The organism is Nostoc sp., assembly GCF_036917435.1.
GTDB lineage: Bacteria > Cyanobacteriota > Cyanobacteriia > Cyanobacteriales > Nostocaceae > Nostoc.
Window position 1 is genome coordinate 109,001 of sequence record NZ_JBALDM010000031.1, and the last position, 14,912, is coordinate 123,912.

General features: G+C 39.6%; 12 protein-coding genes and 1 riboswitch. Of the genes, 11 read left to right on the forward strand and 1 reads right to left on the reverse strand.

The window, feature by feature from the left end:
* Window positions 1–95: 95 nt before the first annotated feature.
* Entirely contained in the window at window positions 96–2,795 is a 2,700-nt protein-coding gene (locus tag V7K98_RS13400; RefSeq protein WP_335022490.1) for a TonB-dependent siderophore receptor, read from the reverse strand.
* 281 nt (window positions 2,796–3,076) lie between these two features.
* Window positions 3,077–3,219, forward strand: a riboswitch (cobalamin riboswitch).
* A 371-nt stretch (window positions 3,220–3,590) separates the two neighbouring features.
* Between V7K98_RS13400 and V7K98_RS13405 the strand changes: the two genes are divergently transcribed.
* From V7K98_RS13405 to V7K98_RS13455, 11 genes are all read left to right on the forward strand, one after another.
* Window positions 3,591–3,866 (forward strand): hypothetical protein, encoded by a 276-nt coding sequence (locus tag V7K98_RS13405; protein WP_335022492.1) that lies wholly within the window; start codon window positions 3,591–3,593, stop codon window positions 3,864–3,866.
* A gap of 118 nt (window positions 3,867–3,984) precedes the next feature.
* A complete protein-coding gene (locus V7K98_RS13410; RefSeq protein WP_335022494.1) occupies window positions 3,985–5,145 on the forward strand; it encodes a methyltransferase domain-containing protein in 1,161 nt (386 codons plus the stop codon).
* A gap of 4 nt (window positions 5,146–5,149) precedes the next feature.
* Window positions 5,150–5,614: a hypothetical protein gene (locus V7K98_RS13415; RefSeq protein WP_335022496.1), complete on the forward strand. Its 465-nt coding sequence runs from the start codon at window positions 5,150–5,152 to the stop codon at window positions 5,612–5,614.
* Window positions 5,615–5,668: 54 nt separating this feature from the next.
* A complete protein-coding gene (locus V7K98_RS13420) occupies window positions 5,669–6,079 on the forward strand; it encodes a DUF1636 family protein (RefSeq protein ID WP_335022498.1) in 411 nt (136 codons plus the stop codon).
* A gap of 299 nt (window positions 6,080–6,378) precedes the next feature.
* Window positions 6,379–8,532 carry a TonB-dependent receptor gene (locus V7K98_RS13425; protein WP_335022500.1) on the forward strand — a complete coding sequence of 718 codons (2,154 nt, stop codon included), beginning with the start codon at window positions 6,379–6,381 and terminating at the stop codon, window positions 8,530–8,532.
* 61 nt (window positions 8,533–8,593) lie between these two features.
* On the forward strand, window positions 8,594–9,466 hold the full coding sequence (locus V7K98_RS13430; RefSeq protein WP_335022502.1) for a (2Fe-2S) ferredoxin domain-containing protein: 873 nt from the start codon (window positions 8,594–8,596) through the stop codon (window positions 9,464–9,466).
* A 105-nt stretch (window positions 9,467–9,571) separates the two neighbouring features.
* Complete coding sequence (locus V7K98_RS13435; protein ID WP_335022504.1) at window positions 9,572–10,789, forward strand: ABC transporter substrate-binding protein; 1,218 nt, start codon at window positions 9,572–9,574, stop codon at window positions 10,787–10,789.
* Between the two features lie 2 nt (window positions 10,790–10,791).
* Entirely contained in the window at window positions 10,792–11,880 is a 1,089-nt protein-coding gene (locus tag V7K98_RS13440; protein WP_335022506.1) for an iron ABC transporter permease, read from the forward strand.
* A gap of 80 nt (window positions 11,881–11,960) precedes the next feature.
* On the forward strand, window positions 11,961–12,998 hold the full coding sequence (locus V7K98_RS13445; protein ID WP_335022508.1) for an ABC transporter ATP-binding protein: 1,038 nt from the start codon (window positions 11,961–11,963) through the stop codon (window positions 12,996–12,998).
* A 279-nt stretch (window positions 12,999–13,277) separates the two neighbouring features.
* Window positions 13,278–14,132, forward strand: coding sequence for a hypothetical protein (locus V7K98_RS13450; RefSeq protein ID WP_335022510.1), 855 nt, complete (start codon window positions 13,278–13,280; stop codon window positions 14,130–14,132).
* 329 nt (window positions 14,133–14,461) lie between these two features.
* Window positions 14,462–14,857: a hypothetical protein gene (locus tag V7K98_RS13455; protein ID WP_335022512.1), complete on the forward strand. Its 396-nt coding sequence runs from the start codon at window positions 14,462–14,464 to the stop codon at window positions 14,855–14,857.
* The last annotated feature ends 55 nt before the right edge of the window (window positions 14,858–14,912 follow it).

Below are 14,912 nucleotides of genomic sequence, written 5' to 3' on the forward strand. Positions count from 1 at the left end.
TTGCCCTACGACGGATCTGGTTTTCCAATCATCTATACTTGGTCTTTTTTATCAATGCGTAAGTCCTATAATTGTGAATTCATCAAAGCTTTCCATCAAAATTGAAATGTTACCGAACCAATCACAGTCAATGGTTCGCCGAAATCATTGCCTCTGACTGGGTTATCACTAACGGTTCCAATGTAATTGACATCGAACAGATTCTTAAAATTCAAACCAAATCGCCAATTATTGCGGCGATAAAACAGCCCTGCATTGGTGACAAAGTAACTATCAACTTGAAAAGTATTTGGTAATCCACCCTCTCGTTCGCCTACATAGTTAAATCCCAGTCCAAAGCCTAAACCCTGCAAACTACCAGCTTGAATTTCATAAGTTGTCCACAAACCTGCGCTGTGTCTGGGAATACCTGGTAATTTGCTGCCAACGGAATTGAGATTCGTGTCTTTTGTAACTTCAGCATCTGTGTAAGCATAGGAGGCAATGATATTCCATCCGGGTAAGATTTCCCCAGTAATATCTAGTTCCACCCCTCGACTTTGTTGTTCGCCGGTAGCAAGAGAAGAGCCAAAATTAGCAGGATCGGCAACAGCAACATTTTGCTTTTTTATATCAAAGTATGACAAAGTTGCGAAGAGTTTGCTTCTGAGCAAATCTGCTTTCACACCCACTTCATAACCTTCTCCTGTTTCCGGTTCTAGAGGAGAACCACTTGCTGTTGTTCCTGTGTTGGGATTGAACGATCGCGAATAGCTAGCGTAGAGTGAAAATTCTGGGATCACTCGATAAAGAATTCCGAATCTAGGTGATATGGCATCATTGCTTTGCGATTGCTCACTACCATTTGTATTATCAGTTACTGTCTGGTCTACAGTGTCGTAGCGAAATCCTGCTAGTAAAAACAAGTTATCGAGTAGCGTTACCTGATCTTGTGCGTAGACACCGAGTCTTTTGGTGTTGGTACTAGTATTACTCAAAACAGCTAATGTACTTGGATCGGGTTCAGTACCATAAACAGGATTGAAAATATTGATAGTATTTGGGTTCCCAAAACCAAACTTAGTCGTAGCACTCTCGTCACTATTATTAAGGTCAACACCTACTACAAGATTATGCTTAATGGAACCTGTAGTTAATTTTCCAACTACATTCGTCTGAAGTGAGTAATCTTTTATGGTGTCGTCTTGATCGGCAAAGAAACGAGTCAATAATCCTGTTGTGCCATTAAAACTTAAAGGCAGTGCTAAAGGACTGTAATTGTAGCTGTAATACAGATACCGAAAGGCGTTGCGGATTGACCAATTGTCGCTAAATTTATGCTCTAAATTGTAGCCAACGCTGAGGTAAGTATTCTCGATAGTGTCGTTGGGATTATTACTGACGCGGCTACGAGGAACATCAACAATTCCGTTGTTCGAGGCAACGATACCAAAGTCGGCAGGGCCTCTATCTTTGGTGTATTCCAAGCTGAAAGTTAAATTAGTGCGATCGTCTATTTTCCAAGTAACAATCGGTGCTATAGAAAAGCGGTCGAGATTGTTGTCGTAGTTCCGAAAGCTCTCACTATATTGGTATAAAGCATTCAGTCGATAAAGAACCTTACCATCGGTTGTTAATGGGCCGGAAATATCAAAGCGAGGACGCACAAATGGTTGACTACCTACTTGCAGTTCAGCTTCATAAAATGGTTCAGCTAGTGGTTGCTTGGAAACTAGGTTAACTACACCCCCTGGATCAATCTCGCCGTAGAGAATAGAAGCTGGCCCTTTGAGAACTTCAACCTGCTCCAAATTGGAAAGTTCTGGAAACCCCTGACTTCCATATACCCTAAAGCCATCTCGCAACACAGGAACACTACCTGAATATGCCTGTGCGCCAAACCCTCGCAAACTAAACCGAATACCTCGATTGTCATTATTTCCCGCAAATGTGACACCACTCACATTCCGAAGTGCTTCATCCAAGCGAGTCGCTTGCTGGTCTTTAATCACCTGTTGGGGAATTACTTGAATAGATGCCGGAATATCCCGGATTGGAGTATCAGTTCTGGTTGCAGAGGTAGCATTGGGGACACGATAACCGTCTTGCTCACCTGTCACTACGAGTTCAATCGGTTGATCAGTTTGTCCCGATGGTTTCTCTGATGGGGTTTGATTCTCTGGTTGTGGTGGAGTGGGTGGTGTTTGTGCCGAAGATGCAACAGGTTTCAATCCGAATATCAAGCCTTCATCACTATCAAATAACTCTACAGATGGCATACCCGTTTCACCTGTAACCGTCAGTCGGATAGTGTTACTATCTTGATTAATAACTGTTATTTCACTAATCCCAACAACAGGTTTTTGGGATCGAAATGTGAATGCATCGCCATTGGGTAGACGTAGTTGTGCGTTAGGAATATCAGCAACAAAACTATTTCCCTCATTGCGATTCGATACTTGCAACTGCTGACCTTTAGAAGTGACTAAAATTACTTCTACACCTTTATCTGTGCCATTGGCCTTGACTGATGTCACCTCGATGATTTCATTTGCAGGCGGTGAGTTTACTGTTGGTGACTGCACAAGTGTATCTGCACTCTTGAGCGGCAGATTTACTTCACTCAGTTGCCGAATCTCTCTAGTTGGCTCAATGGGCAGTCCTGCACTCAACAAGCTTGATTGTTGATTAATATTTGCAATTGTACTATTGGTGTGACTAGATATCTGTCTCTCTTCTGCATTAGCAAAATGTATCAATAAGCTCCAAAAAGAGCCTGTAAGCAAGAAAAATTGAAGTAATAGCCGTAGTTTCATCTGTTCACCCACACGCCTTTCGCCCGTCTGCTGTAATCAAGCGGGCAAGATTTAGTTAAATTCTCAATATTTATACTTTATATGTTCTAGGCTATTAAGAATATTTTTTATTAAAATTCGGTCGGTTTACATTTCCAAAAATTTGGGTAAGTCCAAATGCCAACTATCCAGACTGACGGTGACAGCACCTACTAGTTTGCCAAGGATTGGGGTTAGCTTACCCAACTCCCCGTTGCGCGAATGCGAGATTTATTTTTATGCAAGCAAATCAGAGTTGTGTTAATATTCAAAGGAATCTCGGTTCTAGTGGGGAACAGCCACTAGAGGAAACGGGGAAAGTCCGGTGTGAACCCGGCGCTGTCCCGCAGCTGTAATCAAGGTTTACCTTGTGAGTCAGAATGCCCGCCGAAGTTAAATTGTAAATTTTGCACATCTGCGAGGCACAGATAAGTATCTTTATGAATATTTCTACAACTACTAGGCAATACAATCTCATAGCTCCAGATATCAGGACGCTACAAGTTATGGCTTTCTATGAGACTGTAGGCGATTGATTCACAACAGAAATTGCGTAAGATCGATCAGCGATAGTGACAGTTTATCTCTGTGGAAATATCGTTTGAAAATAATCGCAGCGACAACGAAACCCTGGATTAATTAACAGATGGAAGTTGTTCCAAACAGGTAGGAAATGGTGTGGATGACTTACACAATCCTGTTCCATATTGAAAAAATGCTTTCTCAATCACGCATAGAAATTGCTAATTTACTAGATTAATACTTCGGTTAATTATCATGCCGAAATTCTATCTTCACCGAGTTGGGAAGATTCCCACTACTGCTCATCCCTTTGTCAAACAAACGACTCTTCTTCAAGACAAATGCAAGCCCCGGCTACTTCAAGCGAAAATTATTCGAGGTGTGCGAAATATAGCAATGTCGATGTATGGGGGGATTTATACTGCGATCGCTCCGCTCGCCATAGGCATCGCTAACCGTGGGTGGTTAGGCGATCGCTCATCTGATTCTGGACGAGCAACGAGCAAACCGTTAGATCGACTTCAAAAGTAAATCCTCTTTTTATTCTACCCCTCTGCTTTCTTGTCAAGGGTTCCTGCTACAAAATTCATGGCTATGAGATTCGTGCAAAAAATTTATCCACGGTAGGCGTACAGGAGCGTTCAAAACAATGTCAACTTTATTATATTTTGTAATTGGTTTTCTTCTGCTTTTGGTAGTAGGAATTGCAACTTATTTCCTGACTGCCCGCAAGTATCAATCCTCAGCCACAGTTGCCAATTCCTACGATCAATGGACTCTTGACGGCATCCTAGAGTTTTATTGGGGGGAACACATTCACCTCGGTCATTACGGTTCGCCGCCACGACAGAAGGATTTTTTGACTGCTAAATCTGACTTTGTACATGAAATGGTTAAATGGGGTGATTTAGATAAATTACCTCCTGGTACTACGGTCTTAGATGTTGGCTGTGGAATTGGTGGCAGCAGCCGAATTTTAGCTCGAGATTATGGGTTTGCTGTCACAGGGATTACGATTAGTCCTATTCAGGTTAAACGCGCTCAGGAGTTAACGCCCCAAGAGCTAAACGCCCAGTTTGCGGTCGATGATGCGATGGCATTGTCGTTTCCAGATGCCAGTTTTGATGTGGTTTGGTCAATCGAAGCAGGGCCTCACATGCCAGATAAAGCTGTTTTTGCTAGAGAATTAATGCGGGTGCTAAAGCCTGGTGGTGTGTTGGTTGTAGCTGACTGGAATCAGAGGGACGATCGCCAAAAACCGCTAAATTTCTGGGAGAAACCAGTGATGCGACAACTCCTAGATCAGTGGTCTCATCCAGCTTTTTCTAGCATTGAGCGATTCTCCGAGCTTTTAGCAGAGACTTGCTTAGTCGAGGGAGACGTAATTACGGCAGACTGGACGCAAGAAACGCTTCCTTCTTGGTTAGATTCAATCTGGCAAGCAGTGGTTCGACCGAGCGGATTTCTGCGTTATGGACTATCTGGTTTCCTCAAGTCTGTGCGCGAGTTGCCGACATTTTTACTGATGCGTTTGGCATTTGGTGCAGGGCTATGCCGATTTGGAATGTTCCGCGCTGTGCGGGCAAACACGACTACAGAATTAATGGTGCAACAGCAAGAAATTTATCAAATTAAGGGATTTGTAGAAGTTCCAAACAAAGCCATGCATCTGATCTTACAGGAAGTCGGTAATCGATTTGACTACTTTTATGCCCGTCTTTGGCAACCCCGCGAACCTCGTCAAACGCGATTAGTGTTGATTGGTAGGGATCTTGAGCAAGTTCGCATTGAATCACTGCTGCGGGAGTAAATGAATGCGACCATCCAATAGTGTTTGGCAAGGAAATTTTGGCTACTGGCAAAATAGTTTTATCCATAATAATCTGCTGGTAATTGGTTACACAGCATGGAAGGGATTTCAGTCATTTGGGCGGGGAGTTGTTTTATGTGCTGTGGATACTCAAGTTACTCATCCTACAATTACAAGTTTTGATACAGTTCCCTTCACCCTGCAATTTCTTCCTTGCGATCTGATTGGATGTTATTTGCGATCGTTTGAGGATTGCGGAGCTATACCGCAATCAATCTGCTCATCAATGATCTCATCTATTTTCCCAGCAGTCGCAACATACAATCCCGATCAAGATATTCTTCTGGTGCTAAAGGCTGAACCTCAGATTGAGGTTAATTTTTTACACCAACTAAAAATTACTCCACCCGATTGCTACGAACAAGTTTGCAAGCGTTGGTCAGAATTTCAACCAAGTTTAATGCCTTAAAACTTACCAAACAGAATTCAGAATTCTTCTTCAATCCTACACACTTCAAAATTAATGCTTGACAAAAAACATACTTTATTTGTTTGCACAACCTGCGCCAGCGTGTGGCAAAACGGTAAACGAGTTGGTATCAGTGGAGGCGAACAACTTCTACATCGGCTTCAGGAACTCTCACAAGGCTGGGAATTACAAGAAAAATTCTCCATTCGGGCAGTTGAATGTATGAGTGCTTGTAACCGTTCTTGCGTCATTGCCTTTGCAGCAGAAGGAAAATCAACCTATCTTTTTGGGGATTTACCAGTTAATGGCTCTGCATCTGCTGTACTGGAATGTGCGAGTCAATACTATACCAAGTCTGATGGTTTGTTGCCTTGGTCAGAACGAGCTGAACCTTTGAAAAAGGGTATTTTAGCAAAGATTCCACCACTAAGTAAGTGGGCAAAATTAAACATAAGTTGTTGTTAAGTCCTCACTAATAGCAGTATTAAAAGCCTGGGGAATAGCTCAATTGATGCAAAGCTGTGATGGCGTAACCGCCCCCGGAGGCGATCGCAAATAGCATCATCTATGTGATAATAATAATCATTATCTTGTAGATGCACTACGGCTTTACTTACACCACTTTTAGTATCGCAGTCTATTTTCCATTGCCATGCACTTAGTAATGATTGCTGCTTATGCTTATTGTGTTTTTTCTGAACAAAGACTCAGCTTTTATTTTAGTTTTGTCAAATTTTTAGTTATACAGGTTGCTTACATCGTAAATGTCTACTAATTTTGTTGTCAGTTGGAAAATTCAAGTTATTGTGTCTAATTTGACTATCCTTTTGGGGATACTATGCAGTAATCACAACACCACAGCCACAGAAGTTACACCAATATCAGAGTTTCCCCAACACGAAAGTAGTGCAAAAGACCTACAACCAGTTGCAGAAATCACACCTCAAAATACTCCAGCAGCAACAAACAAACCAGAAGGAATTGCTCAAAATCCTCCAGCATCCACACAAGAACCAGATATTGAACTAACAGTCATCGACAAGCTATTGAATGAACCCGTTTACTCACCCTTTCGCCGTGAGGGGACAGTCAAAGATTCCACCCGTCCGGTTTACGTGATTACTGGTGAAGAGATGGAAGCGCAAGGCGCAAGAACCGTCAGAGAAGCACTAAAATTTCTTCCTGGTATCTTACCTGATGGTACAGTTGGCACAGAAGTAAACGCTTTAAGCGGTCAATTTATCCGGGGTTCTAACTCTGCACAAGTGTTGATTTTGCTTGATGGTAGACCGATTAACCAGTTAGGTTCCGGTGGTTTTGACCTTTCAGAATTTACCACCAATAATATCGAAAGAGTCGAAGTCTTGCCGGGTGGTGGTTCTACCCTTTATGGTTCTGATGCAATTGGCGGAGTGATTAACATTATCACTCGTCGTCCTACAGAAAAAGTGACAACGCAAGCAGGAGTCACCCTTGGCGCGTATGGGTTAAATCAGCAGACTATCAATAGTAGTGGGAAAGTAGGGGATATCTCTTGGGTTGTAGGTTACAACCGTACCGAAGCAAAAAATAACTACCCTTTTTCTATCCCAGAAGCGAACTTTGAGGGAACCAGGAAAAACAATGACACTCTCTACAATAACTTTAATATCAAGTTAGAGGCGAATTTAGGAAAGCGCAACACTCTAACCTTCTCAACCCTATATTTAGGTAAAGACCAAGGAGTACCAGGAGGAGTCCCCATTCCTGAACCATTATATGGTCAAGGTTATTTTAACTCATTGACGGATAGCGATCGCAAATACACAGATCAAGTTCTCACCGATTTAACCTGGAACTCAAAACTTGGAGGTGGGGATGATTCGCTGCTAACAGCAAGATTTTACGCAGATTTCCTTAACACTCGTTACGATAGTCGCAATTCATCCCAAGCACGATATGATAATGGGCAAACTTCTTATGGATTGCAAACCCAACACAGTTGGAAATTTGCTAATAATCAAACCCTAGTTTATGGCTTTGATTACCGCAATGTGGCAGCTACTAACAGTACATTCGACTTTTCGGTTAATAGAAAAACAGTCACTTACGACGATAGTATTAGTCAAGGGGCACTATTTGCTAGATATGAAATTAACTTTACCCCTAGCTTCACTGCCAACTTAGGTTTACGCCAAGATTTTAGCAGCTTGACAAATGGCTCATTTACATCACCGAGCGTAGGAGCAAAATTTGCGCTTACGGAATCTACCACCTTAAGAGCTAATTATATCAAGAATTTTCGCGCACCGAATCTTTTTAGCTTATATGCGAAGGGTCGTAGTTACGTTGGTAATCCTAATCTCCGTCCAGAAAAAGGCGATAGTTATGATATCGGAATTGACCAAAAATTAGGCGATTTTGGCTTATTGCGTTTGACCTATTTCAACAACACAATATCAGATTTAATTGCCTATAACTTTGCTGTTCCTGTAGCTACTTATGAAAATATTGGTAAGGTTCGCACTACGGGAATCGAAGCAGTTTTAAATTTGCAGCTAGCGAAAAATATCTACGCCTTTGTTAGTTATACAGCAAATGATCCGCGAATTTTAAAAAGTACAAACTCTGCCGAAGTTGATAAAGAATTGCGTTTTGCCGGTGCAGATAGTTTAAATGCAGGACTTTCTTATGAAACTCGTCAAGGTTTATATGCTGGAATACTGATGCATTCTTTGAGTGCATATCCCACAAACAATACTAATACAGAATCTTTGTCTGGCTACACTACTTTTGATTTCAAAATGCGCGTACCTTTAAGTGATAGGTTGATATTTACAGGTAGTGTGGATAATCTTTTTGATCAGCGTTATCAGTTGTTTCCTGGGTTTCCTGATGGAGGGAGGGTTTTTCAGGTTGGGTTAAGTTCTACGTTTTAATAGAAGTAATTTCTTCTCACATAGAGAAAAATGTAAACCTGTAATACAAGGAGAATGTTAAATGGTTGAATTTAATTGTTGGGTAACTCCAGTAAATGAGGTTGTGACTGAGACTTTATCTACAGGTGGTTCTATTGAGTATGAATATTTTAATTGTAGTACTGACGTTTTGTCCTCACTACTTTACACCCTATTTGAGCAAAATTGGCAACAGGTAGGAATAGGACATATTGTCCAAGGTAGTGTTTTAGAATTAGAATTTAATGCTCCACCAAAACTCTGCATTCTTTACGATGGATATTTGACAGTAGCAGCAGAAGGTTGGCATTTACACTTATGTATTGAGGCTAATCTAGGTGGGCCTCTGTGCAAGACACCTTTGGAATTAAGAAAACAGCGTCAAGTCAGCCGTGCTGCTTTTTACCGTCGATTTAATACAGAAAGTTATCCTAGAAGTTGGGGAATTCAATTTTGGAATGGTGCAGATGAACAATTGATGACTATTTTATTACCTAATCCTTTGGTGGATGGGGAGAATTTATTACCAGAAGGTAAACCTGACTTATCAAAGTTAGCTCTTTATGAGGAATTGCGAGATATTTATGTGTTAGCTAAAAAACCGATGCCATTTAACAAAAATCCTCTGAAACATTCTTATATCTCAGTTTGTACTTCAACTCGCTGTCTTCCTTCCCGCAAATGGCAACCCACATTTGATGCTTTAAAATCAGCAGTAGAACAAGCAGGTGTGGAAGTAGAAGTGAGGACATCTGGCTGTTTGGAAGTTTGCCAATTAGGGCCAGTTGTATTTTATTCAGATGATAGAACTTGGTACACTCGTGTTCACCATAATGTTGCTGAAATTATTGTTAATGAACATTTAGTAAAAGGGAAGAAAGTATCTGAATACCTCTATCCACCAGATTCCGTCTAGCTTCTCATTTTTTTTAATCTCACGCAAAGATATAAATCACTTTTTATTTATCTCATCCTCTTTTACTCTAACTCTTTGCGTGAAAAAAATATTTTTCTGAAACCCATGAAATTGCTAAAAACCCCTCACCCAAAAGCCATAATTTTTTTATGCCAATTACTTTTAATAGCAACTTTAATCATTGCTTGTAATAGTACAGCAATTAACACATCTACAAATATCAACAATAACGGCTGTATTCAAAAATATGATCCCAATACTGATTACTTCCCTAATAAAATCAAGATTACTCATGCAACAGGCTTGGCAGTAGAGTATCATAAACACTACAAGGTCGTCACTACAAAAAATCCTTGGCAGAATGCCAACACAGGTTTTCAATATGTTTTAGTTCAATGTGGAACTCCTACGCCACAAGGATTTAATCAAACACAGGTAATTACAGTACCAGTAAATACTATAGTCTCTCTTTCTACTACTCATTTACCGCACTTAGCAAAGTTAGGCTTGGTTGATAAACTGATTGGTATTAGTAATGCTAAACAAGTCAATACACCTGATGTTGTCAAGAGAATTAAAGCGGGTAAAATAGCAGAAATAGGTGATAATTCAAATGTAGATATAGAGAGATTATTAGAACTAAATCCTGAGTTAGTAACCACTTATGGTACAGGTAATTCCCAAACTGATAGCTATGCCAAACTCACAGAGGCGGGTTTGAAAGTGGCGATAAATGCTGAATATATGGAAGACACACCATTGGGAAGAAGTGAATGGTTAAAATTTACTGCTTTATTTTTTAATAAAGAAGAACAAGCAGAAAAGATATTTAATGAAATTGCTTATAAATATAAACAAATAATGCAAAAAGCCAAATCTATAAAAAATCGCCCGACTCTATTTGTTGGATTTAACTTTAAAGGAACTTGGTATATGCCTGGAGGAAAAAGTTATGTAGCTAAATATCTGGCTGATGCAGGAGCAAACTACCTCTGGAGTGATGATAAATCATCTGGTAGTCTACCTCTATCTTTTGAAGTTGTTTTAGAACGTGCGTCTAGTGCTGATTACTGGTTAAATTTTCGTCAATCTTGGAAGAGTTTAAAAGATTTAGTTGTTGAAGATAGTCGTTATGCTGATTTTAAGGCTGTGAAACAGGGAAATCTTTATAATAATAATGCCCGTGTTAATGAAAATGGAGGTAATGATTACTGGGAAGATGGTATTAGTAACCCAGATGTTGTTTTATCTGACTTGATTAAGATACTGCATCCAGATATATTACCTAATCATAAACTATTTTATTACCGAAAACTTATTTAACAATGTTAATTCAAAAATCTAAATTTAAAGTTACCCTACTAAACCAAAAAGCTCTGGGTATAAAAATCATTATTTTCTCAAGTTTGCTGATAGGTTTAATATTTGCCTTTTTATTGGACTTAGCTTTAGGTTCAGTTGATATTCCTATTAATGAAGTAGTCAAAATTTTACTAGGACAAGAAATAGAAAAACCGATATGGGCTAATATTATTCTCAAATTTCGTTTACCTAAAGCTTTAACTGCAACTTTAGCTGGTGCAGCTTTAGGTGTAAGTGGCTTGCAAATGCAAACTTTATTTAAAAATCCCTTAGCAGGGCCTTTTGTATTAGGAATTAGTTCTGGTGCAAGTTTAGGTGTAGCGTTAGTTGTGCTAACAGCAAGTGCTACTACACCAACGTTATTAGCAGATTTGGGGTATTTAGGTGATTTTGGTTTAGTCATAGCTGCAAGTCTCGGCGCAGCATCAGTTTTAGGAATGATGTTAGTTGTTTCTCGCCGAGTGCAAGATACGATGACACTACTGATTTTAGGTTTATTGTTTGGCTACGCTACCAGTGCAATGGTTAGCATTTTGCTGCAATTTAGTTCAAAAGAACGTATTCAAAATTATGTCATGTGGACTTTTGGTAGTTTTGCTGGAGTGACTTGGAAACAGTTAGTTGTTTTAACTCCAGTTATATTTTTGAGTTTATTCTTAGCAGTGTTGCAATCAAAATCCTTGAATGCACTTTTACTTGGTGAATCTTATGCACGTAGTCTAGGTTTAACGGTGCAAAAAACCAGATTTTCTATTATTACTAGTGCATCTATATTAGCAGGCGCAATTACTGCTTTTTGCGGCCCCATAGCATTTTTAGGTGTGGCAATTCCTCATTTATGTCGTAGTTTTTTCAATACTTCTGACCATCGAATATTAATCCCTAGTGTAACAATTATGGGTGCAATATTAGCATTGGTTGCAGATTTATTTTCCCAACTTTGGGTAAGTCAGATGGTTTTACCTTTAAATGCTGTTACTGCTTTGATAGGAACTCCTGTTGTCACTTGGGTAATTCTGCGGCGTAATTCCCAAAAATCTTTTCCATCGTAAGCGAAATCAGCTTTTTAAACGCAGAGTAACGCGGAGGTAAGCGCAAAGGTACGCAGAGTATTTCTAAAGTTAATTGACTAATGAGTAATTCAATTTTAACAACTCACAATCTGACTATTGGTTATAAAACATCCCGAAAAACTGTTCGGTGTGTTGCATCGGATATTTCTGTATCTCTCTTAGCTGGGGAACTTGTGTGTTTACTTGGCCCCAATGGTGCAGGTAAATCTACATTACTGCGATCGCTAGCCGGAATGCAACCCCCAATCGCGGGGGAAGTGCGACTCTTAGGAGAAAATATTTACAAGTTAGCACCACAAGAATTAGCCAAACGTCTGAGTTTGGTACTGACTGAGAAAGTTGATGTGGGAATGCTATCAGCCTACACCTTGGTGAGTTTGGGACGATATCCTTACACTGATTGGTGGGGAAATTTGACAGCCCAAGATGAAGCAATAGTAGATTGGGCGATAAAATCTGTAGGAGCAGTACACTTAGCAACATGCCAAGTTAGCGAATTAAGTGATGGTGAACGTCAAAAAATTATGATTGCGCGTGCTTTGGCTCAGTCGCCTATTGTGATGTTACTTGATGAGCCTACAGCATTTCTCGATTTACCACGACGGGTAGAAATTATGCAATTGTTGCGTCAGTTGGCGCGGGAAACTAATCAAGCGATTCTTCTTTCCACTCACGATTTAAATTTAGCTTTGCGTCTTGCTGATAAAGTTTGGCTGTTAGCAACTAATGGTATCTTACACGTTGGCGCACCGGAAGATTTGGTTTTGAGTGGTGCATTTGCTGATACTTTCCGTAGTGAAGGTGTAGAGTTTGATATTGCTTCTGGGGAATTTCATCTCCATACATACCACAAAGGAGAAATTAATGTGATAGGTGAAGGTATCGCATCTGTCTGGACTATTCGTGCTTTAGAAAGAGTAGGATTTTTGGTTAATCGAGGTGCAAAGTCTTCTAAAGTAGAAGACGCTATGCAAATACAAATCTTAGTAGAAGTTATATCAAACTACGAACAAGTTTTATGGCGAATCACAAATAGTAAGACTGTGTATACTCATCATTCATTGTATGAAATGATTAAATTTTTGGATTGTTTATAGAAGCCTTATATAGCGGTTCTCGATTGAGTGAGATACAACAACCCAACCCCCAACCCCCTCCCCGCAAGCGATGAGGGGGCTATAATGTACTTTGTATGATTAGGAAACGCTATAGAATTTCTTTGTGAGTATATAAGCTGAAAATACTTTAATTTGCATCCTCAAAAAAATGAATCTCTTGTGGGGTGGGCATCTTGCCCGCCCTAGCTGTGCAAATTAAATGCACGACAGCTTACTCCCATATTTTCAAAATAGTTCGTCTACATGGAGATTTAATTAATGTCCCTCGCTTCTACTGATAAACCCATTGATAAAAATATCAAAGATGTTGTAAACGAAATTGAAGCGCAAAGTCCTAATTTATCAGTTTTAGCAGCACGTCAATTGCGTTATAGCTTGCGTCAAACTCCTGTAGAAGTCAATATCAAGGAACCCCGCCAGTTTAATGTACTTGAAGAATTTATTATCCGCGCGGCTATTGAATTGCAACCCCCACCAACAGAGAATGAATTAGCCTCTATACTTGCACTTGATTCTGTATTTATTAAAACTACTACTGCAACTCTTCGTTCATTACAAACTCTATCAGCAACATCGCCAATTACAGTTACTCCTGAAGGTCGCTCATTTTATGAAAAAGGGTTTGTACCACAGCCCCCATATCCTGTACAATTGAATGCTATTTCAGACCCTTTAGGCAATGAAATAACCTTTCAATTTGAATCATTAAATGATACAATTGTCAACTTTCCTGATTTAGCAGATTTTATAAATCTCGATTGTAGAATTATTGATATTTCTTCATTACCTCTTGAGCAAATCCAAAAGAGTATTCAGGACTCAGGTTTAGCACTTCATTTGCCAGAAGAGGGAAAGATTGTTACTTCCTGTAAAGTAGTAGCTTCGACTCAAAAAATTTGGCAAAAGATATCACTTTTTGTTATTTTCGATGCCATTGAAGACAAGTTTAGCATTCAAATAAGAAGTGGGAAGAAAATTTTAGAGTCAGCGTCAAACTTATTAGAAGTTTTATATGCTGAAGGCAAAATATCTTTGGAAACCTTATGTGAATTGTCAACTGAAACCATAAGTTTGGAATGCGAAGCTATTCTGAAACAAAAAAACCTGAAATAGAAACGAGGGTCTTTCCTGTCAATACGTAATTCCTAATATAGGATTACTATTTGATTTCTGAACGAAATTAGGTATTGTAGAGTGTGTTAGAACGGAGTTCGTAACGCACTATTATCAAGGGTTTGATGCGTTACGCTGTCGCTAACACATCCTACGGATATTTTCAGAAATCAAACCGGATTCCTATATCTATAATATCTAATCAATAATCTATTCCTAAAGATTTAGAGATTATTTAATTTTGATAACTAAACTATGCCTTGTGTCAGAAGAATAATTGCCTTTTTGTCGTTAGGGTTTACTTGTAATTAAAAAACAACCGGATTGGCATGATAAGCTTGATTTCTATGGCGATTAGTAAGATTAGTTCCTTGCTTAAAGGACTTCAGATAAAAAGTTTTTTGGCTGTTGTCCTAGTTGGTTTTCTAGTACTGACAACGAATGTTAGTTCTGACCAAAATGACAAAGCCTTAAAGGAAAGAGTCCGTGAACAGATAGAGCAAAATGATGCTCAAAGACCCAAAACAACAGGGCAGTGGAATAAAGAAGCTCGTGAAACGGAAGGTTCTCTTGGTAAAAGACTTGAGAAGATTGGAGGAGAGTCAGCAGAAGCCTTTAAAGAATTTGGCTCTGGGTACGTAGAGGGCGCTCAGAAAACTGCTACCGATGTAGGGAATAGCGCAGCACAGAAAGGTAAAGATATCTCTAACCAAATTGGACGCTAAATGCGTTTCAATATTCTATTGGCATTGACGCACCCACCCCTAGAAGGGGTGGGAT